Annotated in this window: 28 protein-coding genes; 16 read left to right on the top strand and 12 right to left on the bottom strand. The window is 66.1% G+C overall.

What is annotated here, in order from left to right:
* Window positions 1-126 precede the first annotated feature (126 nt).
* From G6N66_RS23695 to purD, 5 genes are all read left to right on the top strand, one after another.
* Entirely contained in the window at window positions 127-1,596 is a 1,470-nt protein-coding gene (locus G6N66_RS23695; RefSeq protein ID WP_085234731.1) for an aldehyde dehydrogenase, read from the top strand.
* A 9-nt stretch (window positions 1,597-1,605) separates the two neighbouring features.
* A complete protein-coding gene (locus G6N66_RS23690; RefSeq protein ID WP_085234730.1) occupies window positions 1,606-2,355 on the top strand; it encodes an SDR family oxidoreductase in 750 nt (249 codons plus the stop codon).
* Window positions 2,352-3,200, top strand: coding sequence for an NAD(P)-dependent oxidoreductase (locus G6N66_RS23685; RefSeq protein ID WP_085234729.1), 849 nt, complete (start codon window positions 2,352-2,354; stop codon window positions 3,198-3,200). The genes G6N66_RS23690 and G6N66_RS23685 overlap by 4 nt, the downstream gene beginning before the upstream one ends.
* Window positions 3,201-3,206: 6 nt before the next feature.
* Window positions 3,207-3,650 (top strand): carboxymuconolactone decarboxylase family protein, encoded by a 444-nt coding sequence (locus G6N66_RS23680; protein ID WP_085234728.1) that lies wholly within the window; start codon window positions 3,207-3,209, stop codon window positions 3,648-3,650.
* A 62-nt stretch (window positions 3,651-3,712) separates the two neighbouring features.
* On the top strand, window positions 3,713-4,993 hold the full coding sequence (purD, locus tag G6N66_RS23675) for a phosphoribosylamine--glycine ligase (RefSeq protein ID WP_085234854.1): 1,281 nt from the start codon (window positions 3,713-3,715) through the stop codon (window positions 4,991-4,993).
* Here purD and G6N66_RS23670 read toward each other — a convergent pair.
* Window positions 4,990-6,573, bottom strand: coding sequence for a gamma-glutamyltransferase family protein (locus G6N66_RS23670; RefSeq protein WP_085234727.1), 1,584 nt, complete (start codon window positions 6,571-6,573; stop codon window positions 4,990-4,992). The two genes, purD and G6N66_RS23670, sit on opposite strands and share 4 nt — an antisense overlap.
* 74 nt (window positions 6,574-6,647) lie before the next feature.
* Complete coding sequence (locus G6N66_RS23665) at window positions 6,648-7,547, bottom strand: alpha/beta hydrolase-fold protein (protein WP_085234726.1); 900 nt, start codon at window positions 7,545-7,547, stop codon at window positions 6,648-6,650.
* 72 nt (window positions 7,548-7,619) lie between these two features.
* Here G6N66_RS23665 and G6N66_RS23660 point away from each other — a divergent pair, with 72 nt between their 5' ends.
* Window positions 7,620-8,237 (top strand): TetR/AcrR family transcriptional regulator, encoded by a 618-nt coding sequence (locus G6N66_RS23660; RefSeq protein WP_085234725.1) that lies wholly within the window; start codon window positions 7,620-7,622, stop codon window positions 8,235-8,237.
* Here G6N66_RS23660 and G6N66_RS23655 read toward each other — a convergent pair.
* On the bottom strand, window positions 8,161-8,979 hold the full coding sequence (locus tag G6N66_RS23655) for a DUF429 domain-containing protein (RefSeq protein ID WP_085234724.1): 819 nt from the start codon (window positions 8,977-8,979) through the stop codon (window positions 8,161-8,163). The two genes, G6N66_RS23660 and G6N66_RS23655, sit on opposite strands and share 77 nt — an antisense overlap.
* A gap of 163 nt (window positions 8,980-9,142) precedes the next feature.
* Between G6N66_RS23655 and purB the strand changes: the two genes are divergently transcribed.
* The 4 genes from purB (at window position 9,143) to G6N66_RS23635 (ending at window position 13,809) form a co-directional block, all read left to right on the top strand.
* Window positions 9,143-10,561, top strand: a complete 1,419-nt coding sequence (gene purB / locus G6N66_RS23650; RefSeq protein WP_085234723.1) for an adenylosuccinate lyase — start codon at window positions 9,143-9,145, stop codon at window positions 10,559-10,561.
* A complete protein-coding gene (locus G6N66_RS23645) occupies window positions 10,558-11,820 on the top strand; it encodes a cytochrome P450 (RefSeq protein ID WP_085234722.1) in 1,263 nt (420 codons plus the stop codon). Before purB ends, G6N66_RS23645 begins: the two co-directional genes overlap by 4 nt.
* A 5-nt stretch (window positions 11,821-11,825) precedes the next feature.
* Complete coding sequence (locus tag G6N66_RS23640) at window positions 11,826-12,818, top strand: tellurite resistance/C4-dicarboxylate transporter family protein (protein WP_085234721.1); 993 nt, start codon at window positions 11,826-11,828, stop codon at window positions 12,816-12,818.
* 232 nt (window positions 12,819-13,050) lie between these two features.
* On the top strand, window positions 13,051-13,809 hold the full coding sequence (locus G6N66_RS23635; RefSeq protein WP_085234720.1) for a class I SAM-dependent methyltransferase: 759 nt from the start codon (window positions 13,051-13,053) through the stop codon (window positions 13,807-13,809).
* Here G6N66_RS23635 and G6N66_RS23630 read toward each other — a convergent pair.
* Complete coding sequence (locus tag G6N66_RS23630; protein ID WP_085234719.1) at window positions 13,806-14,420, bottom strand: hypothetical protein; 615 nt, start codon at window positions 14,418-14,420, stop codon at window positions 13,806-13,808. The genes G6N66_RS23635 and G6N66_RS23630 overlap by 4 nt on opposite strands.
* 51 nt (window positions 14,421-14,471) lie before the next feature.
* Here G6N66_RS23630 and G6N66_RS23625 point away from each other — a divergent pair, with 51 nt between their 5' ends.
* A complete protein-coding gene (locus tag G6N66_RS23625; protein WP_085234718.1) occupies window positions 14,472-15,365 on the top strand; it encodes a phosphoribosylaminoimidazolesuccinocarboxamide synthase in 894 nt (297 codons plus the stop codon).
* Window positions 15,362-17,482 (top strand): S9 family peptidase, encoded by a 2,121-nt coding sequence (locus G6N66_RS23620; RefSeq protein ID WP_085234717.1) that lies wholly within the window; start codon window positions 15,362-15,364, stop codon window positions 17,480-17,482. Before G6N66_RS23625 ends, G6N66_RS23620 begins: the two co-directional genes overlap by 4 nt.
* Here the strand turns inward: G6N66_RS23620 and G6N66_RS23615 are convergent.
* Window positions 17,461-19,080 carry a DHA2 family efflux MFS transporter permease subunit gene (locus G6N66_RS23615; protein WP_179968312.1) on the bottom strand — a complete coding sequence of 540 codons (1,620 nt, stop codon included), beginning with the start codon at window positions 19,078-19,080 and terminating at the stop codon, window positions 17,461-17,463. The two genes, G6N66_RS23620 and G6N66_RS23615, sit on opposite strands and share 22 nt — an antisense overlap.
* Before the next feature lie 209 nt (window positions 19,081-19,289).
* Between G6N66_RS23615 and G6N66_RS23610 the strand changes: the two genes are divergently transcribed.
* Window positions 19,290-19,994, top strand: a complete 705-nt coding sequence (locus G6N66_RS23610) for a DUF2334 domain-containing protein (RefSeq protein ID WP_085234715.1) — start codon at window positions 19,290-19,292, stop codon at window positions 19,992-19,994.
* Window positions 19,995-20,060: 66 nt separating this feature from the next.
* On the opposite strand, the gene G6N66_RS23605 is transcribed toward G6N66_RS23610, so the two are convergent.
* Window positions 20,061-20,699: an MBL fold metallo-hydrolase gene (locus G6N66_RS23605; protein WP_085234714.1), complete on the bottom strand. Its 639-nt coding sequence runs from the start codon at window positions 20,697-20,699 to the stop codon at window positions 20,061-20,063.
* Window positions 20,700-20,771: 72 nt separating this feature from the next.
* Here G6N66_RS23605 and purS point away from each other — a divergent pair, with 72 nt between their 5' ends.
* A complete protein-coding gene (gene purS, locus G6N66_RS23600) occupies window positions 20,772-21,011 on the top strand; it encodes a phosphoribosylformylglycinamidine synthase subunit PurS (RefSeq protein ID WP_085234853.1) in 240 nt (79 codons plus the stop codon).
* Complete coding sequence (gene purQ, locus G6N66_RS23595) at window positions 21,008-21,682, top strand: phosphoribosylformylglycinamidine synthase subunit PurQ (protein ID WP_085234713.1); 675 nt, start codon at window positions 21,008-21,010, stop codon at window positions 21,680-21,682. Before purS ends, purQ begins: the two co-directional genes overlap by 4 nt.
* A gap of 204 nt (window positions 21,683-21,886) precedes the next feature.
* Here purQ and G6N66_RS23590 read toward each other — a convergent pair whose 3' ends face one another.
* Window positions 21,887-22,357, bottom strand: a complete 471-nt coding sequence (locus tag G6N66_RS23590; protein WP_085234712.1) for a YbjN domain-containing protein — start codon at window positions 22,355-22,357, stop codon at window positions 21,887-21,889.
* 103 nt (window positions 22,358-22,460) lie between these two features.
* Window positions 22,461-23,270 (bottom strand): Rv0792c family HTH-type transcriptional regulator, encoded by an 810-nt coding sequence (locus G6N66_RS23585; RefSeq protein WP_085234711.1) that lies wholly within the window; start codon window positions 23,268-23,270, stop codon window positions 22,461-22,463.
* 419 nt (window positions 23,271-23,689) lie between these two features.
* On the opposite strand from G6N66_RS23585, the gene G6N66_RS23580 reads away from it, so the two are divergent.
* Entirely contained in the window at window positions 23,690-24,088 is a 399-nt protein-coding gene (locus G6N66_RS23580) for a VOC family protein (protein WP_085234710.1), read from the top strand.
* A 9-nt stretch (window positions 24,089-24,097) separates the two neighbouring features.
* Here G6N66_RS23580 and G6N66_RS23575 read toward each other — a convergent pair whose 3' ends face one another.
* The 4 genes from G6N66_RS23575 to G6N66_RS23560 form a co-directional block, all read right to left on the bottom strand.
* Window positions 24,098-24,553 carry a cupin domain-containing protein gene (locus G6N66_RS23575; RefSeq protein WP_085234709.1) on the bottom strand — a complete coding sequence of 152 codons (456 nt, stop codon included), beginning with the start codon at window positions 24,551-24,553 and terminating at the stop codon, window positions 24,098-24,100.
* A 113-nt stretch (window positions 24,554-24,666) separates the two neighbouring features.
* Window positions 24,667-25,347 (bottom strand): haloacid dehalogenase type II, encoded by a 681-nt coding sequence (locus tag G6N66_RS23570; protein ID WP_085234708.1) that lies wholly within the window; start codon window positions 25,345-25,347, stop codon window positions 24,667-24,669.
* A 5-nt stretch (window positions 25,348-25,352) separates the two neighbouring features.
* The gene (locus G6N66_RS23565) at window positions 25,353-25,946 is read right to left on the bottom strand and encodes a TMEM175 family protein (RefSeq protein WP_085234707.1); all 594 of its coding nucleotides are present in this window, start codon (window positions 25,944-25,946) and stop codon (window positions 25,353-25,355) included.
* A gap of 4 nt (window positions 25,947-25,950) precedes the next feature.
* Window positions 25,951-26,814 (bottom strand): DUF427 domain-containing protein, encoded by an 864-nt coding sequence (locus G6N66_RS23560; protein ID WP_085234706.1) that lies wholly within the window; start codon window positions 26,812-26,814, stop codon window positions 25,951-25,953.
* Window positions 26,815-26,838 lie beyond the last annotated feature (24 nt).

Here is a 26,838-nt window from a genome sequence, read left to right as displayed (position 1 = left end):
TAAAGACGCTGCTTATTCGCGCGAGGCGGGGCTTTCGGGGGGCGGCCTCTTGCACCGTGGATACCACGAAGGCTATGGTTCGGAGAATCCATACCGGACAAGTGTCCACTCGATGGGAGCGGGAAGATGGCGTTGATCGCCGACGGCGTTAGTGCACTGTTCATCGACGGCAAACCGTGCCCGGGCAGCGCGGGCACCTTCCCGACGATCAACCCGGCGACCGAGGAGGTGCTAGGCGTCGCCGCAGACGCCGACGCCAGCGACATGTCCCGCGCCATCGACGCCGCGCGGCGTGCCTTCGACGAGACCGACTGGTCGCGCAACACCGAGCTGCGCGTCCGCTGCGTCCGCCAATTGCGCGATGCGATGAAGGAGCATCTCGAGGAGCTGCGCGAGATCACCATCGCCGAGGTGGGCGCGCCGCGGATGCTGACGGCCATCGCCCAGCTGGAGGCCCCGGTCAACGACCTGACCTTCGCGGCCGACACGGCCGAGTCCTACGTGTGGAACCAGGATCTCGGGGACGCGTCGCCGATGGGGATCCCCACCCGGCGCACCATCGCCCGGGAAGCGGTCGGGGTCGTCGGCGCCATCACCCCGTGGAACTTTCCGCATCAGATCAACCTGGCCAAAATCGGCCCGGCGCTCGCCGCCGGTAACACGGTCGTCCTGAAGCCCGCGCCCGACACGCCGTGGTGTGCGGCGGTGCTCGGGGAGCTCATCGCCGAGCACACCGATTTTCCGCCCGGCGTGATCAACATCGTCACCTCCAGCGACCACGCCGTCGGCGCCATGCTGGCCAAAGACCCTCGCGTCGACATGATTTCGTTCACCGGCTCCACTGCCACCGGTCGCAGCGTGATGGCCGACGGGGCCGCCACCATCAAGAAGGTCTTCCTGGAGCTGGGCGGCAAGTCGGCCTTCATCGTGCTCGATGACGCCGACCTGGGCGGTGCGGCCGGCGTGGCGGGGTTCTCGGTGTGCATGCACGCCGGGCAGGGGTGCGCGATCACTACCCGGCTGCTGGTGCCGCGGGCACGCTACGACGAAGCGGTCTCCATCGCGGCCGCCACCATGGGCGGAATCAAGCCTGGAGACCCCAACGACGCGAAAACCATCTGCGGGCCGCTGATTTCGGCGCGGCAGCGGGAACGGGTGCAGGGCTACCTGGACTCGGCGATCGCCGAGGGCGGCACGTTCGCCTGCGGTGGTGGTCGCCCGGCGGACCGCGAGGTCGGTTTCTTCATCGAGCCCACCGTGATCGCCGGCCTGGGCAATGACGCCCGCGTCGCGCAGGAGGAGATCTTCGGGCCGGTGCTCACCGTGATCCCCTACGACGGCGACGACGACGCCGTCCGCATCGCCAACGACTCGCCATACGGGTTGTCGGGCACCGTCTTTGGCGCCGACCCCGACCGGGCCGCCGGAGTCGCCGCCCGGGTCCGGGCGGGCACCATCAACGTCAACGGCGGCGTCTGGTATTCGGCCGACGCGCCGTTCGGCGGCTACAAGCAATCCGGCAATGGCCGCGAGATGGGGCTGGCCGGCTTCGAGGAGTACCTGGAAGTCAAAACCATTGCTACAGCGGCGAGTTAGGGGAGCGGCATGCGATTCGAAAACAAAGTGGCCATCGTCACCGGGTCGGGTGGCGGCATCGGGCAGGCCTACGCCGAGGCGTTGGCCCGTGAGGGCGCGGCCGTCGTCGTCGCTGACATCAATTTGCAGGGCGCCGAGAAGGTGGCCGACGGGATCAACGGCGAGGGCGGTCGGGCGCTGGCGCTGCCCGTCGACGTGTCCGATCCGGCGTCGGCCAAGGAGATGGCCGACCGCACCCTGGCCGAGTTCGGCGGCATCGACTACCTGGTGAACAACGCGGCGATCTTTGGCGGCATGAAGCTGGACTTCCTGATCACCGTCGATCCGGAGTACTACAAGAAGTTCATGAGCGTGAACCTCGACGGCGCGCTGTGGTGCACCCGCGCGGTGTACAAGAAGATGGCCAAGCGAGGCGGCGGGGCGATCGTCAACCAATCCTCCACCGCGGCATGGCTTTACGCGAACTTCTACGGGCTGGCCAAGGTCGGGATCAACGGTCTGACTCAACAGCTTTCGCGCGAGCTAGGTGGCCAGAACATCCGGATCAACGCGATCGCGCCCGGCCCCATCGACACCGAGGCCAACCGGACCACCACGCCGCAGGAAATCGTGGCCGACCTGGTCAAGGCAATTCCGTTGTCGCGCATGGGGCAGCCCGAGGACCTGGTGGGCATGTGCCTGTTCCTGCTGTCCGACGAGGCGCGCTGGATCACCGGGCAGATCTTCAATGTTGACGGCGGGCAGATAATCCGATCATGAGCGACCATCCGAAGCTGGGCTACATCGGACTCGGCAACCAGGGCGCGCCGATGGCCAAGCGCTACCTCGACTGGCCCGGCGGGCTAACGGTTTTCGATATCCGCGACGAGGCAATGGCCCCGTTCGTCGAGGGCGGGGCCACCGCGGCGGCCAGCGTGGCCGAGGTCGCCGAGGCCGACATCATCAGCGTCACCGTGCTCAACGACGAACAGGTGCGTGACGTCGTCGGGCAGTTGGCGCAGCACGCCAAGCCGGGCACCGTCATCGCGATCCATTCGACGATCAGCGACACCACCGCCGTCGAACTGGCCGAGGCGCTCAAGCCGCAGGGCATCCACATCGCCGACGCGCCGGTCAGCGGCGGGGCCGCGGTCGCGGCGAAGGGTGAACTGGCCACCATGATCGGCGCCGAGCGCGAAGTGTACGAGCAGATCAAGCCGGTGTTCAAGCAGTGGGCGTCGCTGATCATCCACGCCGGCGAGCCCGGCGCGGGCACGCGAATGAAGCTGGCGCGCAACATGTTGACGTTCACCTACTACGCGGCGGCCTGCGAGGCGATGCGATTGGCCGAGGCGGCAGGGCTGGATCTGCAGGCGCTGGGGCGGGTGGTGCGGCACACCGAGGCGTCCACGGGCGGCGGGAACATCATGATCCGCGAGAACATGGCCCCGCTGGAGCCGGACCACTTCCTCTTCCAGCCCTTCACACACACCCGGGGGCTCGGGGAAAAGGATCTGAATTTGGCGCTGGCGCTGGGTGAAACGGTCGGCGTCGAGCTGCCGCTGGCGCAGCTGGCATTGCAGAACCTCGCCGATGGGCTCGGGGTTCCACACGAGAAGGAGTGACCCAGCATGTCCAACGACGAACTGCGCCGCAAGGGCCTGCAGAAGATGAACGAGGTCTACGGCTGGGAGATGCCCAACATCGAGGGCGACGCGTACTTCGACCTCACCGTCGACCACCTGTTCGGCGACATCTGGAACCGCCCGGGCTTATCGATGCGCGACAAGCGGATCATGACGCTGACGGCGGTGACCGCGGTCGGCAACCGCGACCTGGCCGAGATTCAGATCAACGCGGCCCTGCTCAACGGGGAACTCACCGAGGACGAACTGAAGGAGATGGCCATCTTCCTCACGCACTACCTCGGCTTCCCGCTGGGTTCTGTCCTCAACGGCGCGGTCGGCGCCGTCGTGGCAAAGCGCAAGAAGGCCGCGGCCAAGGGCGAGGGCGAGGACAAGAAGGCCAACGTCGAAGCCGCGATCAGGATGAACGCGGGCAAGTCCGCCGACTAGGCGTGCCGACCGCGCGCCGTCCGTAAGGTGCGGCGGCGCTCCGGCCCGCTAAAGTGACCGTCGTGCGCGTCCTGGTGATCGGTTCCGGAGCCCGTGAACACGCCCTGCTGCTGGCGCTTGGCAGAGACCCGCAGGTCACGGGGCTCATCGTCGCTCCCGGCAATGCGGGCACGGCCCGGGTCGCCGAGCAGCACGACGTCGACATCACCTCCGGCGACGCGGTCGTCGCCCTGGCCCGCGAGGTTCGGGCCGACCTGGTGGTCATCGGTCCCGAGGTGCCGCTGGTGCTCGGGGTGGCCGACGCGGTGCGCGCCGCCGGCATCGCCTGTTTCGGGCCGAGCAAAGACGCCGCGCAGATCGAGGGTTCCAAGGCGTTCGCCAAGGAGGTCATGGCGGCCGCCGGCGTGCGTACCGCCGCAAGCGAAATCATCGACAACCCAGCGAATTTGGATGCCGCCCTGGAGCGTTTCGGGCCGCCCGCCGGCGACCCGGCATGGGTGGTGAAAGACGATCAACTCGCCGCCGGCAAGGGCGTGGTGGTGACGGCCGACCGTGACGTCGCGCGGGCCCACGCCGCCGGTCTGCTCGAATCCGGGCACCCGGTGCTGCTGGAATCCTTCCTGGACGGGCCCGAGGTGTCGCTGTTCTGTGTCGTCGACGGCGAAACCGTGGTGCCGCTGTTGCCGGCTCAGGACTTCAAGCGGGTCGGCGAGGGCGACACCGGACCCAACACCGGCGGCATGGGCGCTTACGCACCGCTGCCGTGGCTCTCCGACGACGTCTACCGACAGATCGTGACCCAGGTGGCCGAACCCGTTGCGGCCGAAATGGTTCGGCGGGGCAGCCCCTTCAGCGGGTTGCTCTATGTGGGTCTCGCCATCACCTCGAAGGGGCCGGCGGTGGTCGAATTCAACTGTCGCTTCGGCGATCCGGAGACGCAGGCCGTGCTGGCCCTGCTGGAGTCGCCGTTGGGTCAGTTACTGCATGCCGCGGCCACCGGCACGCTGGCCGACTTCATTGCCGACTCCGGCGAGTTGCGCTGGAGCGACGGCGCCGCGGTGACCGTGGTGCTGGCGGCCGAGAACTATCCGGGCCGCCCCCGCGTCGGGGACGTCGTCGTCGGCTCCGAAGCCGAGGGCGTGCTGCACGCGGGGACGGCCCGCCGCGACGACGGCTCGGTCGTCTCGTCGGGCGGACGGGTGCTGTCCGTGGTAGGCACCGGCGCCGACCTACCCGCGGCACGCGCGCAGGTCTACGAAATCTTGCGTTCAATTAAATTGCCAGGCAGCCATTTCCGCAGCGATATCGGCTTGGTGGCGGCCGAGGGAAAGATCAGCCTTTAAAAACCCGCCGCCTGCCCGTCGCGACGCGGATCGCTCGCCGCGAGGTACCCGCCGTCAAGTCGCCAAATCGCCTGGCAGCTGCCGAACTGGTTGTAGTCGTCCACGGCCACCAAGTCGTGACCGCGGCGCCGGAGTTCGTCGAGCGTCGATGACGGGAAACCCCTCTCGCAGCTGACCTGCAGGCCGTCCACCCACCGGAATCGCGGGCCGTCACATGCTGATTGTGGATTCTGGCCGTGATCGGCGATGCGCGCGAGCACCTGGACATGCCCCTGGGGTTGCATGGTGCCACCCATCACGCCGAAGCTCATAACCGGCGCTCCGTCCTTGGTGACAAAGCTCGGAATGATCGTGTGGTAGGGCCGCTTGTTGGGCCCGACCTGGTTCGGATGCCTTTGCGTCACCGTGAAATCCGCGCCCCGGTTCTGCAACGAGATGCCGGTGCCGCCGACCACCACGCCCGACCCGAATCCCATGTAGTTCGACTGGATCATCGACACCATCATCCCGGAAGCGTCGGCGGCGGTGAGGTACACGGTGCCCCCCGTGGGGGTTCCGGCGGTGGCCGGCTTTGCCCGGTTCGGGTCGATCAGCTTCGCGCGGTACGTGAGATATTCGTCGTCCAGCAGGTGTTCTGGTCGCAGCGCCATGTGATCGATGTCGGCCACGTAGGCTCGCGCGTCGGCGAAGGCGAGCTTGAGGGCTTCGATCTGTAGATGCACGCTGTCGGCGGAATCGGCTGGCAGCGCGGACATATCGAAGTGTTCCAGGATTCCCAGGGCGATCAGGGCCACGATCCCTTGGCCGTTGGGTGGTATTTCGTGGATGGTGTAGCCGCGGTAGGTTCGGCTGATGGTGCCGACCCAGTCGGCGCGATGGGCGGCCAGATCGCCGGCACGCATGGCCCCGCCGTTGGCAGTCGCGTGTTCCTCGAGCATGGCCGCCAATTCGCCGCGGTAAAACGCGTTGCCGTTGGTCGTCGCAATCTTCTCGAGGGTGGCCGCGTGATCGGGAAGAACGAACAATTCGCCCGGTTTCGGCGCTCGGCCGCCGGGCATGAACGCCTCGGCGAAGCCGGGCTGATCCTTGAACAGTGGCACCTGCGCCGCCCACTGCTCGGCGACCGTGGGCGAGACCAGGAAGCCCTTGCGGCCATAGGAAATTGCGGGCTCGAAGAGCCGCGCAAAAGGGAGCTTGCCGAACTTGGCGTGCAATTCGACCCACGCCGACACCGCCCCGGGCACAGTCACCGCGTTCCAGCCGAGCGCGGGAACTTCCCTGCCGCCGAAGTACTCTGGTGTCCACGCGGCCGGCGAGCGGCCAGACGCGTTGAGGCCGTGCAATTCTCGGCCGTCCCAGACGATGGCGAAGGCGTCCGAGCCGATGCCGTTGGACACCGGTTCCACCAAGGTCAACGTGACGGCGGTGGCGATGGCCGCGTCGACGGCGCTCCCGCCTTCGGCGAGCATCCGCAGACCCGCTTGGGCGGCAAGCGGTTGCGAGGTGCACACGACGTTGGCCGCCAACACGGGTTTGCGCGGCCAGGCGTACCGAAAGTTCCAATCGAACGGCGTACTCACTCTCGCGAGCGTAACGCCACTGCGAAATCAGGCGAATTTTTTCGCAGTGCGGTTCCGCTCGACGCGCCAATCACTCACGCGGTCAGCAGCGGCGCCATCCAGGTCAATTCGGCCGGCAGTTGCGCGCTCCAGAATCCCGGGTTGTGTCCGCCGGGGGAGAAGCCGCCCGCGGGCGGATTGGGTAGTTGAGCGATGAATTGCTTTGTCGCGTCGTAGAACGGATCGCTGTCGCCGCAGTCCACCCGGATCGGGATGGACGCCAGCGCCGGCATTCCGAATACGGAGTTGGCCGCGAAGTCGTCGGGCCCGTCGAATGCGCCGGGCGCGGCGGCCCCGGAAGACAGCCACAGCGCCGGGCTCACGGCGCAGATCGCCGCGGTGCGGGCCGGCCCCAACCGGCCGCCGAGCAGCAGTGCCCCGTAGCCGCCCATCGACCAGCCCAAAAACGCGATCCGCGAAGTGTCCAGGTTCTGCTTGTCCAGCATGGGGATCAGTTCGTTCAGCACCATGGCACCGGAATCCTCGCCTGATGCCCGCTTGTGCCAGTAGCTGCCGCCACCGTCGACGGCGACCACCGCGAACGGCGGCAATCCGGCGTTGACGGCCTGCGCCAGGCCCTGCTCGACGCCGCCTGCCATCACGGTGGCCGCGTCACTGCCCTTTCCGTGCAGCGCGATTACCGGGCGCAGCGGCTTGATTTGGCCCGGCGGGCGCGCGATCGCCCAGTTGGTCGTTATCCCGCCACGCGCCGCCGACGCGAAAGCGCCCGTCGTCATGGTCGGCGCGGGACCAGCAGGGGGGTTGGGTTCCAGCGGCGCCGGTGGTGCCAACGGAGCCGGTGTCCCGGGCGCAGATAGTGGTACGGCCTGCGACTGGCGGGGCTGAATCAGCATGTCGAACGCGTATCCGCCGGTCGCGCCGAGGGCCACGCCGGCACCCAGGCGAAGCATTGCGCGACGGCTAAAGTCGGGCATCGGGCCATCATGCCATGTGCGTTTGGCGAAAATGGCATCGCAGTACCACTTTGCCTGGCAGCATGATCAACCGTGACTGCAGCAGTTACTCCCAAGGGAGAACGTCGACGGTATGCGTTGGTGAGCGCAGCCGCCGAGCTGCTCGGCGAGGGCGGATTCGAAGCGGTGCGTCACCGGGCGGTCGCCCGGCGCGCCGGTCTGCCATTGGCATCAACCACGTACTACTTCTCATCGCTCGACGATTTGATCGCGCGGGCCGTCGAGCACATCGGGATGATCGAGATCGCTCAGCTACGGGCGCGGGTCACCGCGCTGTCTCGACGGCGACGGGGCCCCGAGACCACCGCGGAAATGCTGGTCGACTTGCTGGTGGGGGACGTGTCGGGTCCGGGGCTGGCCGAACAGCTGATATCGCGATACGAGCGTCACATCGCCTGTACTCGGCTGCCCGCGTTGCAAGAAACCATGCGGCGCAGCCTGCGGCAGCGCGCCGAGGCCGTCGCCGAAGCCATCGAGAAATCGGGCCGATCCGTGCACATCGAGCTGGTGTGCACGCTGATCTGTGCGGTCGACGGTTCGGTGGTTTCCGCGCTGGTCGAAGGGCGCGATCCCCTCACGGCAGCGCTTTCGACGGTCGTGGATTTGATCGACGTGCTCGCACCGATCGACCAGCGGCCGGTGCGGATCTGACCGACGCCACCAGATCGGCGGGCAGCGCCGGCGTCACGATGCACCCGGTGGCGGAGTCTCCGTAGATCGTCACGTCGTCCGGGCGGCGCACGGCATACAGGGCGACGTAGGCGCAGACGACGGCGTCGATCGGATCCTCAACGCGGCGCAGGTCGCACTTGCGCCGCGCGGTCAGCACCTGCCGGCGCAGCCCGGCCCACTCCGGACCGGCGACCCGCAGCGGCACCGGGGCGTGTGCCAGCCCCTCGACGCCGTCCATCAGCCGCAGCAGCTCGGATTTGAGCTGGTCGAGGTCGCGGCCGGGCTTGGCCTTGTACTTCAGCGTGCGCGGCAAGCGGAACAGCGCCACCGTCGCCGAATGGGGGTAGACCTCGATGGCGCGCCGCGTCGCGGTGGCCCGCGGGTCCGTCTCGAGCCCCAGTGCGCGGGCCAACCGCCCGGCCCGCGAACCGTTTGCGAACTCGGGTTTTCCCGTGTTGACCGGGTGCGCACCGGCTTCGAACCTGCGGAAGTCGCGGTTGAATGCCGTCTCGGCGGGTCGCTGGCCGGTGCGGTTGGTCACCACCAACGGTGCATCGAAGGCGACCAGGCAGGCGTCCTGTACGTATGGCCGCATGGCGGCGAGCACCTCGCCGTCTTCGTGGAAGGCGCCGACATGACCCAAACGGCCGTCTGCGTCGACGACCGCGACACCGGTCGGATTGCGCACACCCCAGGCGAGGTCGACGCCGACGAAGTACACCGACTCAGGTTAGGCCGGTGGATTGATATCGCATGCGCCATCAAGATTGAGAAGGCATTATCTCCCCGCCGAGAGACGCAAGTGACTGCTGAGCCGTTGGATCGCCTCCGCGACGACAAGGAATCAACGGGGAATCAACGAGGAAACCGTAAGCTGTGTGTCTGTGAGCATCCCGAACGTGTTGGCCAATCGCTACGCCAGCGCGGACATGGTCGGGATCTGGGCGCCGGAGGCCAAGATCGTCGCCGAACGGCGGTTGTGGCTCGCCGTGCTGCGGGCACAGGCCGAATTGGGTGTGCCCGTTCCCGAAGAGGCGATCGCCGACTACGAGCGAGTGCTCGGCGATGTCGACCTGGCCTCCATCGCGGCCCGCGAACGGTCGCTGCGCCACGACGTCAAGGCCCGCATCGAGGAATTCAACGCGCTGGCCGGCCACCAGCACGTGCACAAGGGAATGACTAGCCGCGACCTGACCGAAAACGTGGAGCAGCTACAGATCCGGCGATCGCTGGAATTGGTGTTTGCACACGGGGTTGCGGTGGTGGCGCGGCTCGCCGAGCGGGCGGTGGCCTATCGCGACCTGGTGATGGCCGGGCGCAGTCACAATGTCGCCGCCCAAGCCACCACATTGGGCAAGCGCTTCGCCTCCGCGGCGCAGGAGACGCTGATCGCGCTGACCCGGCTGCGGGAGCTGATCGATCGCTACCCGCTGCGCGGCATCAAGGGACCGATGGGCACCGCGCAGGACATGCTCGACCTGCTCGACGGCGACACGGGTAAGCTCGCCCAACTCGAGCGCCGCATCGCCGACTTCCTGGGTTTCGCAACGGTTTTCACCAGTGTCGGGCAGGTGTATCCGCGTTCGCTGGACCACGATGTGGTCTCCGCGCTGGTGCAGCTGGGCGCCGGGCCATCCTCGATGGCGCACACCATCCGGTTGATGGCCGGGCACGAGCTCGTCACCGAGGGCTTTGCGCCGGGGCAAGTCGGCTCGTCGGCGATGCCGCACAAGATGAACACCCGCAGTTGCGAACGCGTCAACGGGCTGCAGGTGGTGCTGCGTGGATACGCCTCGATGACGGCCGAATTGGCCGGCGCGCAGTGGAACGAGGGTGACGTCTTCTGCTCCGTGGTGCGCCGGGTTGCGTTGCCGGACAGCTTCTTTGCCATCGACGGGCAGATCGAGACGTTTTTGACGGTGCTCGAGGAGTTCGGTGCCTACCCGGCGGTGATCGGCCGCGAGTTGGACCGCTATCTGCCCTTCCTGGCCACCACCAAGGTGTTGATCGCGGCGGTGCGCGCCGGCATGGGGCGCGAGGCCGCGCACCACGTCATCCGGGAGCATGCCGTCGCCACGGCGCTGGACATGCGGGAACGCGGTGCCGAACCCGACCTGCTGCAGCGCCTCGCCGACGATCCGCGGCTGCCGCTGGACGCCGCGGAGCTGGACGCCGCGCTGGCCGACAAGCAGGCGTTCACCGGTGCCGCCGGCGATCAGGTCGACCAGGTGGTTGCCCAGGTCGACGAACTGGTCGGGCGTTATCCCGAGGCGGCCAAATACACCCCGGGCGCGATCCTATGAGCCAACTACGTTTTGAAGCCGGCGCGCTTTCGGACATCGACTTCACCGATCTGGACAACTTCGCCAACGGATTTCCGCACGAGTTGTTCGCGGCGCACCGGCGGGAGGCGCCGGTGTACTGGCACGCGCCCACCGACAACACTCCCGACGGCGAAGGGTTCTGGTCGGTCGCGACATACGCGGAAACGCTTGAGGTACTTCGTGATCCGGTGACGTACTCGTCGGTCACCGGTGGTTCGCGGCCCTTCGGTGGCACCTTGTTACAGGACCTGGCCATCGCGGGTCAGGTGCTCAACATGATGGACGACCCACGGCATTCGCAGATTCGCCGGCTGGTCAGCTCCGGACTGACGCCGCGGATGATCGCTCGCGTCGAGGACGATTTGCGGGCCCGGGCGCGCGGGCTGCTGGACGCTGTGGTGCCCGGCGAACCGTTCGACTTCCTCGTCGACATCGCCGCCGAGCTGCCGATGCAGATGATCTGCATCCTGCTGGGAGTGCCTGAGGCCGAACGGCATTGGCTGTTTGAGGCCATCGAGCCGCAGTTCGACTTCGGCGGCTCGCGCAAGGCGTCCCTGTCGCAGCTGTCGGTTTCAGAAAGAGACACAGCAGCCGCATCCCGGATGTACGAATACGGCCAGGAGTTGATCGCGTCGAAGCGTGCCGAGCCGACCGACGACATGCTGTCGGTCGTCGCAAACGCGACGCTTGACGATGGGCAGGCGCCGGCGATGTCGGATCTCGAGCTCTACCTGTTCTTCAGCCTGTTGTTCAGTGCCGGCGCCGAGACGACGCGCAATGCGGTGGCCGGTGGGCTGCTGGCGCTGGCCGAGCACCCCGAGCAATTGCATTCGCTGCGTGGTGATCTCGACTCCCTCCCGACGGCGATCGAGGAGATGATCCGGTGGACGTCGCCGTCGCCGTCCAAGCGACGCACCGCCACGCGCGACGTCACGCTGGGCGGACACGCGATCCAGGCGGGGCAGAAGGTCCAGGTCTGGGAGGGCTCGGCCAATCGCGACGCGAACACGTTCGACCGCGCCGACGAATTCGACATCACACGTAAACCCAACCCGCACTTGGGCTTCGGCCAGGGCGTGCACTATTGCCTGGGCGCCAACCTGGCCCGGCTGGAATTGCGGGTGCTCTACGAGGAACTGCTGTCGCGGTTCGGCGTCGTGCGGGTCGTTCGGCCGGTCGAATGGACCCGCAGCAACCGGCACACCGGGATCCGGCATCTGGTCGTGGAACTGCGCTAGGGCCAGTGAGGATCCGGCTCGCCGACATCGAACCCTCACCCGATGTGTTCGCCGCGGTGATGGCGACCGGAATCTTGTCGATCGCCGCGGAAAGGCATCATTACGCCGAAATCAGCGAGCTGCTAGCCGGTCTCGCCGCGGCGGGCCTCCTGGTTCTGGTCGCGCTGGTCGTCCTGACCGGGGCGGCCAGCAGGTGGGATCTGGCGGATCCTGACACGACGATTCGATTGTTCACCTTCGCTGCCGCGTGCGCCGTGCTGGACAGCGGGTTGGCAACCCCGCGCATCGTGGTGGTGGCCCTCGGCGTGGTCGCCCTGTTGTCCTGGGGGGTGCTGATGGGGTTCACCGCCCGCGACATGGCGGCGCGTCGTTGGTCGCAGTTGCGCGACAGCGCGCACGGTGCTTGGGAATTGGCCAGTGTCGGCACTTCCGGCCTGGCGATCGTGGCCATCAGGATCGCCCATCTGACCTCCGAGCGTTGGTTGCTCGCGGTGGCCGTGCCACTGTGGTTGGCGGCGCTGTGCCTCTACGGTCTGATGACCTGGCTGATCGTGTGGCGCACACTGGCTGCGCGGCAAAGCTTCGCCGGGTTCGAGCCCGATACCTGGATCTTGATGGGCGGCCTGGCAATAGCGACGCTGGCCGGCGACAAGATCCACGGCATGGCCGCCGGCTGGCTCGGGCGTGCGGTGCTGGTGGTCACCGTCGTGGCCTGGGTGCTGGCCACGTTGTGGATACCGCCGCTGATCTACTTCGGGTTGCTGCGGATCAGCCGAGGGCCCGAAAGGTTGCATTTCGCCGGCGTCTGGTGGGCGTTGGTGTTCCCGCTGGGCATGTACTCGGTGGCCAGCTACGCGATGGCGGCCGAGTTGAGCCGGCCGTCGATGATCACGGTTTCACTGGTCTTCTTCTGGGATGCGTTGGCGGCGTGGCTGATTGTGGTCGCCGCCGGGCTGCTGCGAGTGTGGCATGCGCTCGCAGGCAACGCGCGCGCATAGCTTGATATGCCGGGGTGGCTAGTTGCCAATGGCTACGTGCGAACAGGGACGAGTATCCGACGAAGATCTCTGCACCTTCGTCCCGAGGCCGGCCCGATATAGGTAGATCGGGGCTCGGAACAGCATCCGGGTGAATCCGGTTGGTGCCAGCGCGCGCTTGGAAACTTGCATGATGCAGTCCTCTCGACCAAAGTATGCGCCGACGCACAGCCTGTCGGCCTACCGTGGCGGAGTGACCGATCGGCAAGAACGCGCGATGTCCTTTGGGTCCATCGCCGAGGACTACGACCAACTGCGCCCGCAGCCCCCGCGGCAGGCGGTGGACTGGCTGGTACCAACCGATTGTCAGGTGGCCGTCGACGTCGGGGCGGGCACCGGGCTGTTCACCCGCACCCTGGTGGGCAGGGTGCCCCAGGTCATCGCCGTCGAACCCGACGCACGGATGCGCAGCGTGCTGACGGCCCGATCGCCGGAAGTGCGCGTCGTCGAGGGGCGCGGCGAGTCGATCCCGCTTCCCGACGCCGTCGCGGACGCGGTGTTCGTCTCCTCGGCGTGGCACTGGATGGATCCCGAAGTGGCCGTTCCCGAAATCGGTCGGGTCGTGCGCGACGGCGGTCGGTTCGGCCTGCTCTGGACGAGCCGCGACCGCGAGGTGGATTGGGTGCGCAACCTCGACCGGCTGCCCGGGGGCGACAACGTTGACGCGCAACTAGCTGACCGCTTCCGTCGGCGGCTGCACTTCGATCTCCCCGACCCGCAGATCTTCGCCAACGTCGCGCGCGAGGTGTTCCTTTTCACCAAGACCATGACCGTCGCAGACGCCGTCGCGATGCTCGGCACCTACAGCAGGGCCATCGTTGCGTCTCCCGGTGACCGTGCACGAGCGCTCGCCGAAGCGCGCGTTGCCTTAAAGGAGCGATTCCCCGGTGCCGACAGCGTCGAGATCCCCATGCGGACGTGGTGTTGGCGCGCCGATCGCATCGCCCGTTAGCGCGCGGGCACCCGGATCCCGGCGGCCCGCAGTTCGAGGGCGGCCAACGCCCCGATGGTGAGAAGATCCTCGCGCCGCCAGGCGCCGACCGGGTCCGGGCTGATCGCGGCCAGCTTGGCCGGCGACCGGTTCGTCAACGCCCGCAAGGCGAGCAATTGCTGACCCGCGGCGGTGGCGGCCAGGGCGGTCACCACCCACTTCCGCCGGAAGAACCGCAATCGCAAAAACAGCCATGGCACCACCGCCACCAGAATCGGCACCGCGGCGACGGCCATCGCCAGCAGCACCGCGAGCCAGCTCGCCGTGGTGTCCAGGTCATGACCGGCGCCCGCGATGTCCAGGGCGGCCGCGCTGGCGGCCGTCAAGGGCTTGCTGACTGCGTCGCCCAGCAGCGGAATGTGCTGTGCGCCATGGCCTGCCGATGCCAGGTTGTCGGCGACGCCCTTCGAACCGCTTTCCACTTGCCGGCCGGCGTCGGCGATCGTCGAGATGGCGCTGTAGACGGCGAGACCGACGAACACCCAGATCGTCGTCCACACCGCGACGGTGATATCGCTCATCAATTGCGCGAACAGTCGCAGCGGTTTGGTGGAGTACGGCATGAACCTCATGGCACCGATACCAGCACACTTTGCCGTGCGCTTGCCGGATAGGCTGACCCGATGCGCCCCGCATTGTCCGACTACCAGCATTTGGCCAGCGGCAAGGTCCGCGAGATTTACCGCGTCGACGACCAGCACCTGCTGCTGGTGGCCTCCGACCGCATCTCGGCCTACGACTACGTCCTGGACAGCATTATCCCGGACAAGGGCCGCATCCTGACCGCGATGAGCGTCTTTTTCTTCGGCCTCGTCGATGCGCCCAACCACCTGGCCGGCCCGCCCGACGACCCTCGAATTCCGGACGATGTCCTGGGTCGCGCGCTGGTGGTTCGGCAACTGGAGATGTTCCCGGTGGAATGTGTGGCCCGCGGGTATCTGACCGGTTCGGGACTGCTGGACTACCAGGCCACCGGAAAGGTGTGCGGCATCCCGTTGCCGCCGGGGCTGGTGGAGGCCAGCAAGTTCGCCACGCCGTTGTTCACTCCGGCGACCAAAGCCGCGCTGGGAGACCATGACGAAAACATTTCGTTCGCGCGGGTAATCGAGTTGGTCGGCGGGATCCACGCCAACCAGCTGCGCGACCGCACGCTGCAGATTTATGTCCAGGCCGCCGATCATGCACTGCGCAAGGGAATCATCGTGGCCGACACCAAGTTCGAATTCGGCCTTGACCCGGACGGGAACGTGCTGTTGGCCGACGAGATCTTCACACCGGATTCGTCGCGCTACTGGCCGGCCGACGAATACCGGCCCGGTGTGGTGCAGACCAGCTTCGACAAGCAGTTCGTGCGCAATTGGCTCACCAGCCCCGCCTCCGGTTGGGACCGCGGGGGTACCGCGCCGCCGCCGCCACTACCCGACGACATCATCGACGCCACCCGTGGTCGTTACATCGATGCCTACGAACGGATTTCCGGCCTGAGCTTCAGTGACTGGATCGGTCCGGGCGCATGACCGGCGCGGTGCCGCCGGTGGCCAAGCGCATCGACACTCGGCGCGAATATCACGGCGACGTCTTCGTCGACCCCTACAAATGGCTGCGAGACAAGGAAAGTCCCGAAGTCATCGCCCACCTCGAGGCCGAGAACGAGTACGCCGACCAAACGACCGCTCATCTGGAACCGTTGCGGCAGAGCATCTTCGACGAGATCAAGGCGCGCACCAAGGAAACCGACCTCTCGGTGCCGGTTCGGCAGGGCGACTGGTGGTACTACGCCCGCACCTTTGAGGGTAAGCAGTACCGCGTCCAATGCCGTTGCCCGGTCAAGGATCCCGACGACTGGAATCCGCCGGTCTTGGACGAAGAGACCGAAATACCCGACGAGCAGATCCTGCTCGACTCGAACGTCGAGGCAGAAGGGCATGACTTTTTTGCGCTGGGCGCCAGCCTGGTCAGCCTGGACGGCCACCTGCTGGCGTATTCCGTCGACACCCTCGGCGACGAGCGATACACGATGCGGTTCAAAGACTTACGCACCGGAGAGCTCTTCGCGGACGAGATCACGCCGGTCGCGGCCGGAGTGACCTGGGCCGCCGACAACCGCACCGTGTACTACACCACCCTGGACGAGGCGCGTCGACCCGACAAGGTCTGGCGCTACCGGCTCGGCTCGGGCCAGGCGTCCGAGCTGGTCTACCACGAGGCCGACGAACGCTACTGGCTCGGCGTCGGGCTCACCCGAAGCGAGGCCTACGTCGTCATCGCATCGGGATCGGCAATCACGTCCGAGCTCCGCTACGCCGACGCGTCCGACCCGGCAGCGCAATTCACCGTCGTGCTGCCACGGCGCGAGGGCGTCGAGTACTCGGTGGAGCACGCGGTGCTCGGCGGCGAAGACCGCTTCCTGATCCTGCACAACGACGGCGCGGTGAATTTCACGCTTGTCGAGGCGCCGGTCAGTGATCCGACACAGCAACGTACCCTGATCGCCCACCGCGATGACGTGCGCTTGGACTTCGTGGATGCCTTTGCCCGTCATCTGGTGGTCAGCTACCGACGCGAGGCGCTGCCGCGGATTCAGTTGTGGCCCATCGACTCTGGCGGCAATTACGGTGAGCCCGGGGAGATCTCGTTCGATTCCGAGCTGATGTCCTCGGGCCTGAGTGCCAACCCGAGTTGGGACTCGCCCAAACTGCGGATCCGGGCTGGGTCTTTCGTCATCCCGCCGCGGGTCTACGACCTCGATTTGGCCACCGGCGAGCGTACGCTGCTGCGTGAGCAACCCGTACTCGGCGACTATCGGCCCGAAGACTACGTTGAGCACCGGGACTGGGCCCGCGCCGACGACGGCACCCTTGTCCCGTTGTCGTTCGTGCACCGCGCTGGCATCGAATTCCCGGCTCCGGCATTACTTTACGGCTACGGCGCCTATGAGATCTGCACCGATCCAGGCTTTTCCATCGCGCGATTGTCGCTGCTGGATCGTGGCATGGTGTTCGTCATCGCCCATGTCCGCGGTGGCGGTGAGATGGGCCGGTTGTGGTACGAGCATGGCAAGCTGCTGGAGAAGAAGAACACCTTCACCGACTTTGTTGCGGTGGCAAGGCATCTGGTGGATACCGGTCTGACCCGTCCGCAAGGATTGGTGGCCTACGGCGGTAGCGCCGGGGGCTTGTTGGTGGGGGCGGTGGCCAACATGGCGCCCGAGCTTTTCGCCGGCGTGCTGGCACAAGTGCCCTTCGTCGATCCGCTGACCACCATCCTGGATCCCTCGCTGCCGTTGACCGTCACCGAGTGGGAGGAATGGGGAAACCCGTTGAGCGACAGCGATGTCTACTCGTACATGAAGTCGTACTCGCCCTACGAAAACGTCGAGGCCAAACACTACCCGGCCATTCTGGCCATGACGTCTCTGAACGACACCAGGGTCTACTACGTCGAGCCGGCGAAGTGGGTCGCGGCGCTGCGGCACATCAAGACCGACGAAAATCCGGTGCTGCTCAAGACGCAAATGGCCGCCGGCCACGGTGGCGTCAGCGGTCGCTACAAAGCCTGGCAGGAAACCGCATACCAATACGCCTGGGTGCTGGCCGCGGCCGATGGCGAGCGCTACGGCTCGCCGACGGTCTGACTGGCGGGTTTCTTCGGCAGGAAAGACGCCGGGATCACGGTGAGCGCGATCAAGGCGACGGCCAAGACGAACACGGCGGTATAGGCGCGCGAAAGATCGTGCAGCAGATGCTCGGCGAAGTCGGGGGACAGGGTTTGTCGCGGGATCGCCGCCGGGTTGACCGGCACGCCTCTGGCGGCGGCGTTTTGTTGCAGCGTTGCAAGTGCCCTTGCCGCTGAGATGTTTTCGCTTCGGTTGAACTGGTTGGTCAGGATCATCGACATCAGCGCGGTTCCCATCGAGCCGCCCACCTGATGGGTCACGCTCATCAGCGTCGTGCCTCGCGCGATTTGGTGCGGCGCCAGCGCCTGCACGGAGGCGACCGAGAGCGGCATCATGGTGCAGCCCATACCCAGACCCATGATCGCCAGCCCGATCAACTGCGTGGGCACGTAGTGCGCCTGCCTGGCCACGCCGAAGGCGAAGGTGCCCAGGCCGGCAGTCATCAGCGCGATGCCGACCAGCACGATCTTGCCCGGTCCCTGTTTGTCGACCAGCGGTCCGGTCAGGCGCATGGTCAGCATCGCTCCGAGCCCCTGGGGGATCATGTGCACCCCGGCCTGCATCGGCGTGTGGTGCAGTGCCTGCTGGAAGTAGCTCGGCACCAGCAGCCCGGCGCCGAAAAATGCCGTGGCGAAAACCAGCATCGTCACGTTGGCCTGAGTGATCACCCGGTTCTGGAACAGCCGCAGATCGATGAGGGGGTGATCGCGGTGCCACGCGTGCATGACGAACCCAGCGATCAGCGTCAACCCGATGGCTGCCGGTATCAACACGTGGCGGTCGGCCACCGTCCCGAAGCGCGGAATCGACGACACGGCGAACAGGAACGTGGCCAGCCCGGGGGAGAGCAGCAGGCCGCCAAGCACGTCGAAGGTCTCCGAGCGGGCCGGGTGATCCCGTGGAAACACGATGGCCGCGAGGATCGCGGTGACGATCCCGATCGGCAGGTTGATCAGAAATATCCATCGCCAGCTGGAGGTGGCGATCAGCCAGCCGCCCAGGATCGGACCGGCGATCGGGGCAAGCAGCATGGGAATGCTCATGATCGACATGAGGCGCCCGAGCCGGCCGGGTCCGGCCTCGCGGGTCATGATCATGAAACCCAGCGGCAACAGCATTCCGCCGGCCACACCTTGAATAACCCGAAACACGATGAGCTGCAATATGGTTGACGCCACGGCGCACAACACCGAGCTCAGCGCAAACGCGACAACCGTACCCATGAACAGCCGTTTGGTGCCGAACCGGTCGGCCGCCCAGCCGGTGAGTGGGATGACGGTCGCCAGGGCCAGCGTGTAGCCCGTCATCGTCCACGCGACGATGGCTTGGCTGGAGCCGAATTCGGCGATGAACGTGCGCTGGGCGACGCTGACAACGGTGACGTCGATGATCAACATCACCGTGGCCAGGATGCAAACGCCGGAGATGCGCAAAAGGTGGGCGTCGATTTTGTCGGGATAAACCCGTTCCGGGGCGCCAACCTGCCCGATAGGGGCGACGGGTCGCGGGGCGTCGGCCGCCGTGGTACGGGCCTTCTCCATAGTGGAGCTAAGCATATCGAACCGGTTACCGAAGCGCCGACGGTATCGGTTCGCTCTCCGCGAGCATGGCGAGTTTCGCCCACAGCTAACTACGTCGATGCCCGTTGAGCGGCCGCGATTCGTGTTGTCGCGACGGCCTCAAAGTCTTCTCGCACCGCTGTATATACGCCTGGCGTCTGCGTGTCCTTCACCATCCGGAAACCTGAGATCGGCAAACTACAAGCGTGTCTGGAAAATTGATCGTCTCGGTCTCGGGGATTGGGGAGCGGACCCTGGCCGACGTCGATGCATTCTGTGCGCAAATGGATGCCCGCTCGGTGCCGGTGTCGCTGCTGGTGGCTCCTCGGCTCAGTGGCGATTACCGCCTCGACCGCGACCCGCGCACCGTGGAGTGGCTGACCGATCGGCGCGCGGGTGGGGACAGCATCGTCCTGCATGGCTACGACGCCGCGGCCACCAAGAAGCGGCGCGGTGAGTTCGCGATGCTGCGCGCGCACGAGGCAAACCTGCGGCTGACCGCCGCCGACCGGGTGCTCGAGCACCTCGGGTTGCGCACCCGGCTGTTCGCCGCTCCGGGCTGGGCGGTGTCGCCTGGTGTAGTCAAGGCATTGCCGCGCAACGGCTTTCGATTGGTGGCTGATCTGCACGGGGTAACCGACTTGGTCCGGAACACCACCGTGCGGGCCCGGGTGCTGGGCATCGGTGAAGGCTTTATGACTGAGCCGTGGTGGTGCCGGATGGTGGTGCTGTCCGCCGAGCGCATCGCCCGCCGCGGCGGCGTGGTGCGCGTCGCTGTAGCCGCCCGCCAACTGCGCAAGCCGGGGCCGTTGCAGGCGATGCTGGACGCCGTCGACCTGGCGGCGCTGCACGGTTGCACGCCGACGGTGTACAAGTGGCGGCCCGACAGGGCCGTCCTCGACGCCGCGTAGCAACCGCGAGCAGACAAAAGATCCCCCGACGCGCCGAGCGTGCGGGGGATTTTGCGTCTGCTCGCTCTAGAAGGCGACCGCGCCTTCTTCGGGCAGCACCTGGAAATCGGTGCTGGTCATCTCGGTGAGCCGGCCGTAATAGATGCCACGCGCGTCGGGCGCGATGATGCCTTGATGGATGGGCACCGCGCGTGCCGGAGCGACCGCCCGCAAATAGTCGACGGCCTCGGAGATTCGCATCCACGGCGCCGATGCCGGGGTGGCCAACACGTCCACCGGCTCGTCGGGCACGAACAGCGCGTCGCCGGGGTGCATCAATCTGGCCCGATGATCACCATCGTCCAGCAGATACGAAAGGTTCTCTATCACAGGGATTTCCGGGTGTATCACGGCGTGGCGCCCGCCGAGCGCCCGGATGGTGAGCGTGCCGACTGACAGCTCGTCACCGACGTGCACCACCTGGAAGGGTGCGTCCAGTTGCGCCGCGGTCTGCGAGTCGGTGTAGAGGGCGGCCTGCGGATTGGCTTCGATGAGCGCCGGCAGACGCGCGGGGTCGACATGATCGGGATGCTGGTGCGTGACCAAAATGGCGGACAAGCCGGTGATGCCCTCGAAGCCGTGAGCAAAGGTGCCGGGGTCGAAGAGAATGCGGGTGTCGTCGAACTCAGCCAGTAGGCAGGAATGGCCGAAATGCGTCAGTTGCATGCCTACGATTGTGCCCCGCCGAGGGGGTCGCCGGTAAAGTTGGTGCCGAACTCGATTTGAGGAGGAATGCCGGTGGCGCGGGTGGTCGTGCACGTGATGCCCAAAGCGGAGATTCTCGATCCGCAGGGCCAGGCGATTGTCGGTGCGTTGGGGCGGCTCGGACACCCTGGAATCTCAGATGTCCGGCAGGGCAAGAGGTTTGAGCTTGAAGTCGACGACAGCATCGACGACACCGCGCTCGCCGAGATCGCGGAGTCGCTGCTGGCGAACACCGTGATCGAGGACTGGACGATCAGCAGGGAGTCACGGTGACCTCGCGGATCGGCGTTATCACCTTCCCCGGAACACTCGACGACGTGGACGCGGCCCGGGCGGCGCGTCGGGTGGGCGCGGAGGCCGTCAGCCTGTGGCACGCCGATGCCGACCTGAAGGGCGTCGACGCCGTGATCGTCCCCGGCGGATTTTCCTACGGCGACTACCTGCGGGCCGGCGCGATCGCCAGGTTCGCGCCGGTGATGTCCGAGGTGGTCGCGGCCGCGGGCCGCGGCATGCCGGTGTTGGGTATTTGCAACGGTTTTCAGGTGCTGTGCGAGACCCGGCTGTTGCCCGGCGCGCTGACCCGAAACGTGGGCTTGCACTTCGTCTGCCGTGACGTGTGGCTGCGGGTGGCATCCAACACGACGGCGTGGACATCACGGTTCGAGCCCGACGCCGATCTGCTGGTACCGCTGAAGTCTGGCGAGGGCCGCTACGTGGCCTCCACGGAGGTGCTCGACGAGCTAGAGGGCGAGGGCCGGGTGGTGTTCCGCTACCACGACAACCCCAATGGCTCGCTGCGTGACATCGCCGGGGTCAGCTCCGCCAACGGCCGCGTCGTCGGGCTGATGCCGCACCCTGAGCACGCCACCGAAGCGTTAACCGGGCCCTCCGACGACGGGCTGGGCCTGTTCTACTCCGCGCTCGACGCCGTTTTGGCTGCCTGAGGCCCCTCGCAGCGGCTGCTGCGCCCGGTCCGGTGCGGTTGGCGGCACCCCTCGTGCGATTGGTGCTCAAACGTCGCGCCGCCTACCGCAGCGCCCCGGTTCGCTACGCGAACCCGTGGGGCGCCATCCGGACCGAGATGGGCGTGCCCCTCTCCGGCGTCCTCGCCGGCATCAACGACTGCATGCCGGCGTCGCAGCGGCCGCTCAACTGGCGTTCCGCAGCAACGGCTGCTCGACCTGCGACCGGCAGGGCAGCTCGATAATCGGCGTCACTTCAGCGAAGAAATCGATTGCGGCTGTGAGGGTGCGGTCGACGAAGGCGGCGAAGTCCTCGAGAGACATGCCCTCGCGGATCCACTGTGATCCGCGGGCCGCAACCCCGACGCGCTGGGGGTCGGAGGACCCGTGCACGATCGCGGTGACACTGCGGTTCTGCTGATTCCACGTGTCGGCGAAGCGCGTCAGCCAGGGCCGGTTCGCCACGGGGTAGAAGGTCGCCGGAGTGACCCGAATGGTCACCACGTCGCTGAAGGACGGGGAGACCTCGAGGTGGACGTGCAGCCGCTGATTAGCGTTGACCACGAAGAAGTACTCGCCGTCGTGCTGGCCTCGGAAGAACCGCAGCCCGCAGGTGGACATGTAGCGTTCGATGAGGGTCGCGCAGGACGTGTTCATGCCGTTGATCTTGCGGCCCGCGGCTTTAGGGATCCTTTGAGCCGAGCCTTCAAGGACCAAAGAATATGTTGAGAATTTGCTGAGTGAAACGGCCCCGGCGGGGTTAGTCGGATCTCTCGATAATTCCCGCACCGGGTTCAGGCACCCGCCTGGGCAAGGTGACCGAAAACCGATACCGCTCCGGGCGATAGTGGAATTCCACCACCTCGAGAGCCTTATCGTCGTCCGAATAGCTCGTGCGCTCGAGCACCAATACCGGTGAACCCATTGGCAGATCGAGGGCCGCGGCGACTTCCAGGGATGCGCCGGCCGCATGGATCTCGTGGGTTGCCTTTGCAATGCGAACGCCAAGTCGCTTCTCCCACATCGTGTAGGTGCTTTCCTTAACGTAGGTAGGCGATTTCGATGTCAGCGGCTCCGCAGCCTTGCTCAGCTCCGGCGGAAAGTAGGCCGTGAGTAGGGCCAGGGGCTGATCCCCGTCGCGAAAACGTCGGTTTATCACGAGAACTTTTGACAAGCCCAGTATTTCGGCTATCCGCTGTGGCGCCTCACTCACGTGATGGGATAGCACATCCACTTGCGGGGTGATGCCGGAGTTCGCCAATACTTCAGTGATAGTGCGCACACCGGAGCCCAGTTCCTGTCGCACCGGATTGGCGACGAACGTGCCCAGACCTTGACGGCGAATCAGCCAACCCTGGCGTTCAAGCATCCCCACCGCCGCCCGCACGGTCACCCGGCTCAAGCCGGTGCGATCGATCAGCTCACGCTCGCTGGGCAGACGGCCCCCGCGCGGCAGACGCTGCCTGACGATCTCTGCCTTCAGGGCCTCGGCGAGTTGCGTGCTCGCAGGCACACTGCCGCGCCTCACGCGCAGATCAGCACCCTTGAGGTCCAGCGACCGATGATCCATAAGACGTATTAAAACGTCTTATACCGAATCCGAACAACGCCTTCCTGGGCCGCCGCGCGGCTCGCGCCGGCACCCGATAGCGGGCGATCTGCTCCATGACCTGCGTGGTTTCCTGCGGTCCATCTTCGCGACGGCCCGGACAACCGCAGCTTGCTGGGGGTGCTTGGGGAGGCGTTGACCGACCACGCTGGAACAAATCGCGGTCTTCAGCGCCACGCGGCGCGATATGTTGTCCCGGGTCCTAAACCGTGCACGCGCGCGGCGAAATCGCCGTGACAAAGATCGAAATTGTTATCGACCAACGTCGGGTTACTTTGGTATCGAATGACTTTCCAGCACCATCGGCTTGATCACTACACTGCCGACGATTTCGCCGCAGTGCTCGCAATCCAGCTCGGCGTGCATCAGGAGGCTTGACAATGGCAATTGCCGTCGAGCGGTTCGACCACGTCGTCGTGAACTGCCGTGACGTCGACGCCACCGCCGCCTGGTACCAGCGGGTGCTGGGCATGAAGCGAGAGACATTCGGGCCGTCGAACAGGACCGCGCTGTGCTTCGGAACTCAGAAGATCAATCTGCGGCCGGTTGGCGCGCAGGCCGACGATCCGGATTGGGTCACCGGGTCCGTCGAAGCGGCCGGCTCCGAAGACATGTGCTTCATCACGCGGTGCAGCGCCGAGGAGGTGCGCGCCCACCTGGCCGCCTGCGGGGTTGACATCATCTCGGGACCGGTCACCAAGACCGGCGCATTGGGCCCGATGACGTCACACTATTGCCGCGACATCGACGGGAATCTCATCGAGATCGCCGTCTACTGAACCCGTCGCTCACAGCGGATAGAGGGCCGGAATATTGACGACGATGGCCTCTTGGGTGCTGCGCGCGATCACGACCTCCGCCGGCGTGTCCGGATCGGGGTTTTCTTCACGGTGCGGCAGGTAGGGCGGGACAAAGATGTAGTCGCCGGGCTGCGTTGAGATGCGCACCTCCTGGACGCCGTCGTGAAAGACGAAGTCCGGGTTACCACTTCGCACATAGATTGCCGTCTCGGCTTCGCCGTGATGATGGTTGGCCGACGCGGCTCCCGGGGACACGTGCGTCTCGCCCATCCATAGCTTCTCGGTACCCACCGATCGTCCACTCAACGCGGCGAAGCGCCGCATCCCCTCCGACTGGGCGGTGTCGGAAGTGACGTCCGAAGCCTTGACGTGGTGCACCCTGTTGCGGGTGACATCCGTTGTCTTCGAATCGAAATCGGGGTGAAATCCGTCCGGAGTTGCCATGAGCGCTCCTTGTCAACTTTGTGCGATGACGGGCCGCAAACTGGGTAGGTACGCGCGTCACGAACATTCGCCTCCGAGGAGTCGGCGTTCGGCGACGGCGACGTTCATCGGAGTCACGTTAGTCGCTCGACGAGCTGGTGCAGGTCGGCCACCACCAGGTCTGGCCGCGGCAGGCCATCGACCGGCAGTGGCGGGTTGCCCCAGCTCGTGATAAGAGCGGTGCTGAAGCCGACGTTTTGGGCGCCGAGGAGGTCCCACACGTGCGCCGCGACCATCATGCACTCGCCGGGGGTTACCCTGAGTTCTTGGCACGCGTAGCGATAGACCGCCGGTGCCGGCTTGAAGGCGCGGCAGGGATCGACGCTCAGCGTGCGCTCGAAAAGTCCTGCTAGTCCGGCGTTTTCGAGCGGCGACGGCCCCTCCGGATTGGGTGGCGAATTCGTCAGAGTAACCAAGCGAAAACCAGCGTCGCGCAGCCGGGTTAACCCGGCCACGGTGTCGGGGTGCGGCGGCATCGCGAGCATCGCGGCCTTCAGAGCAAGCACGTCGTCGTCGGTGATGTCGACCCGATAGGTGTCGGCCAGCATGCGCAACACGCCCTGGCCGAGGGTGAAGAAGTCCACATAACGCTCCGACAGGGTGGCGGCCATCGAGTACATGACGAGCTGGCCGAACCATTCGCGCAGTACCCGCTGATCGCCGAACAGCTCGCCGAAAAGCGTTGCAATGGAATCGATGTCGATCAGGGTCTCGTTCACGTCGAAGACCAGCACCGATGGTCTGGGGGCGGACATGCGGTTTAGCTCCTAGCGTTCTTCACGTCGGGAATATCCGGTCGCAGATACACGATCAGGCACGAGCAAATCAATGCCATCCCCGGGATCGGCCACCAAAGCGCGATGATCGCCGCCGCCATGAAGCCGCCGATCGTGACGAATGACCTCATTCGAAACAGTCGCTGCAGCCGGTGCGAAACATCCTCGTGGGTGGGCCGGTCGACGACTTCCGTGCACAGCGCGAGGTACGTGATGTTCACCAGCACGAATACCAACGCATACAACGCCACGGGTGCGGCCGCCAGCCGGGAATCGGCGATCCATTCGGTGGTGAACGGGATCAGCGACACGGAAAACAGATGGGCGAAGTTCGACCAGATCAGCCGCGGAGTCGCCTCATCGGCGTAACCGAACAAATGATGATGGTTCACCCAGACGATCGCGATGAACAGGTAGCTGACCACATAGCTCAGACCGGTGGGCCACAGCGGCAGCAAGGCGCCGAAGGTATCGGGGTGAGGCGGATTCAGCTTGAGGACCAACACCGTGATGATCACCGCAAAGACGGCGTCGGAGAACAGCTTCGCCCGGTCTGGGCTGGTCTGTCGCGTTGTCATCCGCTCAGGCTTTCCCCAGCACCTCATCGGTGTCGAGCCCGCGGTCAACGCCGTGCGGGATGACGGTTTGACCCGGCTCGAGGTTCAGCTGTTTGCCGTCGAGGTACACGTCGATCTTGTCGGGCTCGAAGGACACCAGGTTGCCGACTCGCCCAACCTCGGTCCAGGCGTTGACGTAGGACCAGGCGGCACGCTTGTGGCCGCCGATGTCGTAGTAGGAGGCGATGCCCTTGTACGGGCAGAAGGTTTGCCCGTCAACGGGTTTGAGCGCCGATTCGTCGACGTCCTCGCGCGGCACATACCAGCGCGGCGCGAAGCCGGATTCGTATAGCGCCAGCGGGCGGGGCGTATCGGCGACCACGCGTTCGCCGTCTCGTACCACGAGATGCCGTGATGTGGAACGGATGTCGATGCGATGGTAGGCGTCGGCGGCATGCCCGACGATGCGTTCGTCTTCCTCGTAGAAGGCGTCCATGGCGCGCCAGGCAAACGCGACGCGCCCAGCCAGCACCGCCGCGTGCGGCGGTAGTGCGGTGTGCTGCCACGCGGCATGGTTGGCTTCGCCGCCGGCGGCCTTGACCGTGAACCAGCGTGATTCGCCGAGGTCCTGGTGCCGGGTCACCCGATCCTCGGCGATCAGAATCCCCGATTCGATGTCATCCCGTGGGAAGTAGGCGACCGGATAGCGGCCCGGTTCGTGTAGCAGGACGACGTCCTCGCTGTCGGCGATCCACCGATCAGCGAAACGCACCCGCATCCGGCGACGCAACGGCTCGGCGAACAGCAGCCGCGGTGGCAGCGGCGTTTCGGTGAGAAAGTGTCCCACCGACCCGGTAGCGAGCGGGCCCTGTTGCCACGCCAAACCCATCGTCGTGTCCTTTCGACTGCGAGT

The sequence above is a fragment of the Mycobacterium conspicuum genome, from assembly GCF_010730195.1.
Classification (GTDB): Bacteria; Actinomycetota; Actinomycetes; order Mycobacteriales; family Mycobacteriaceae; genus Mycobacterium; species Mycobacterium conspicuum.
The sequence above is the reverse complement of the archived record's forward strand: the minus strand, read 5'-3'. Positions and strand labels throughout refer to the sequence as shown.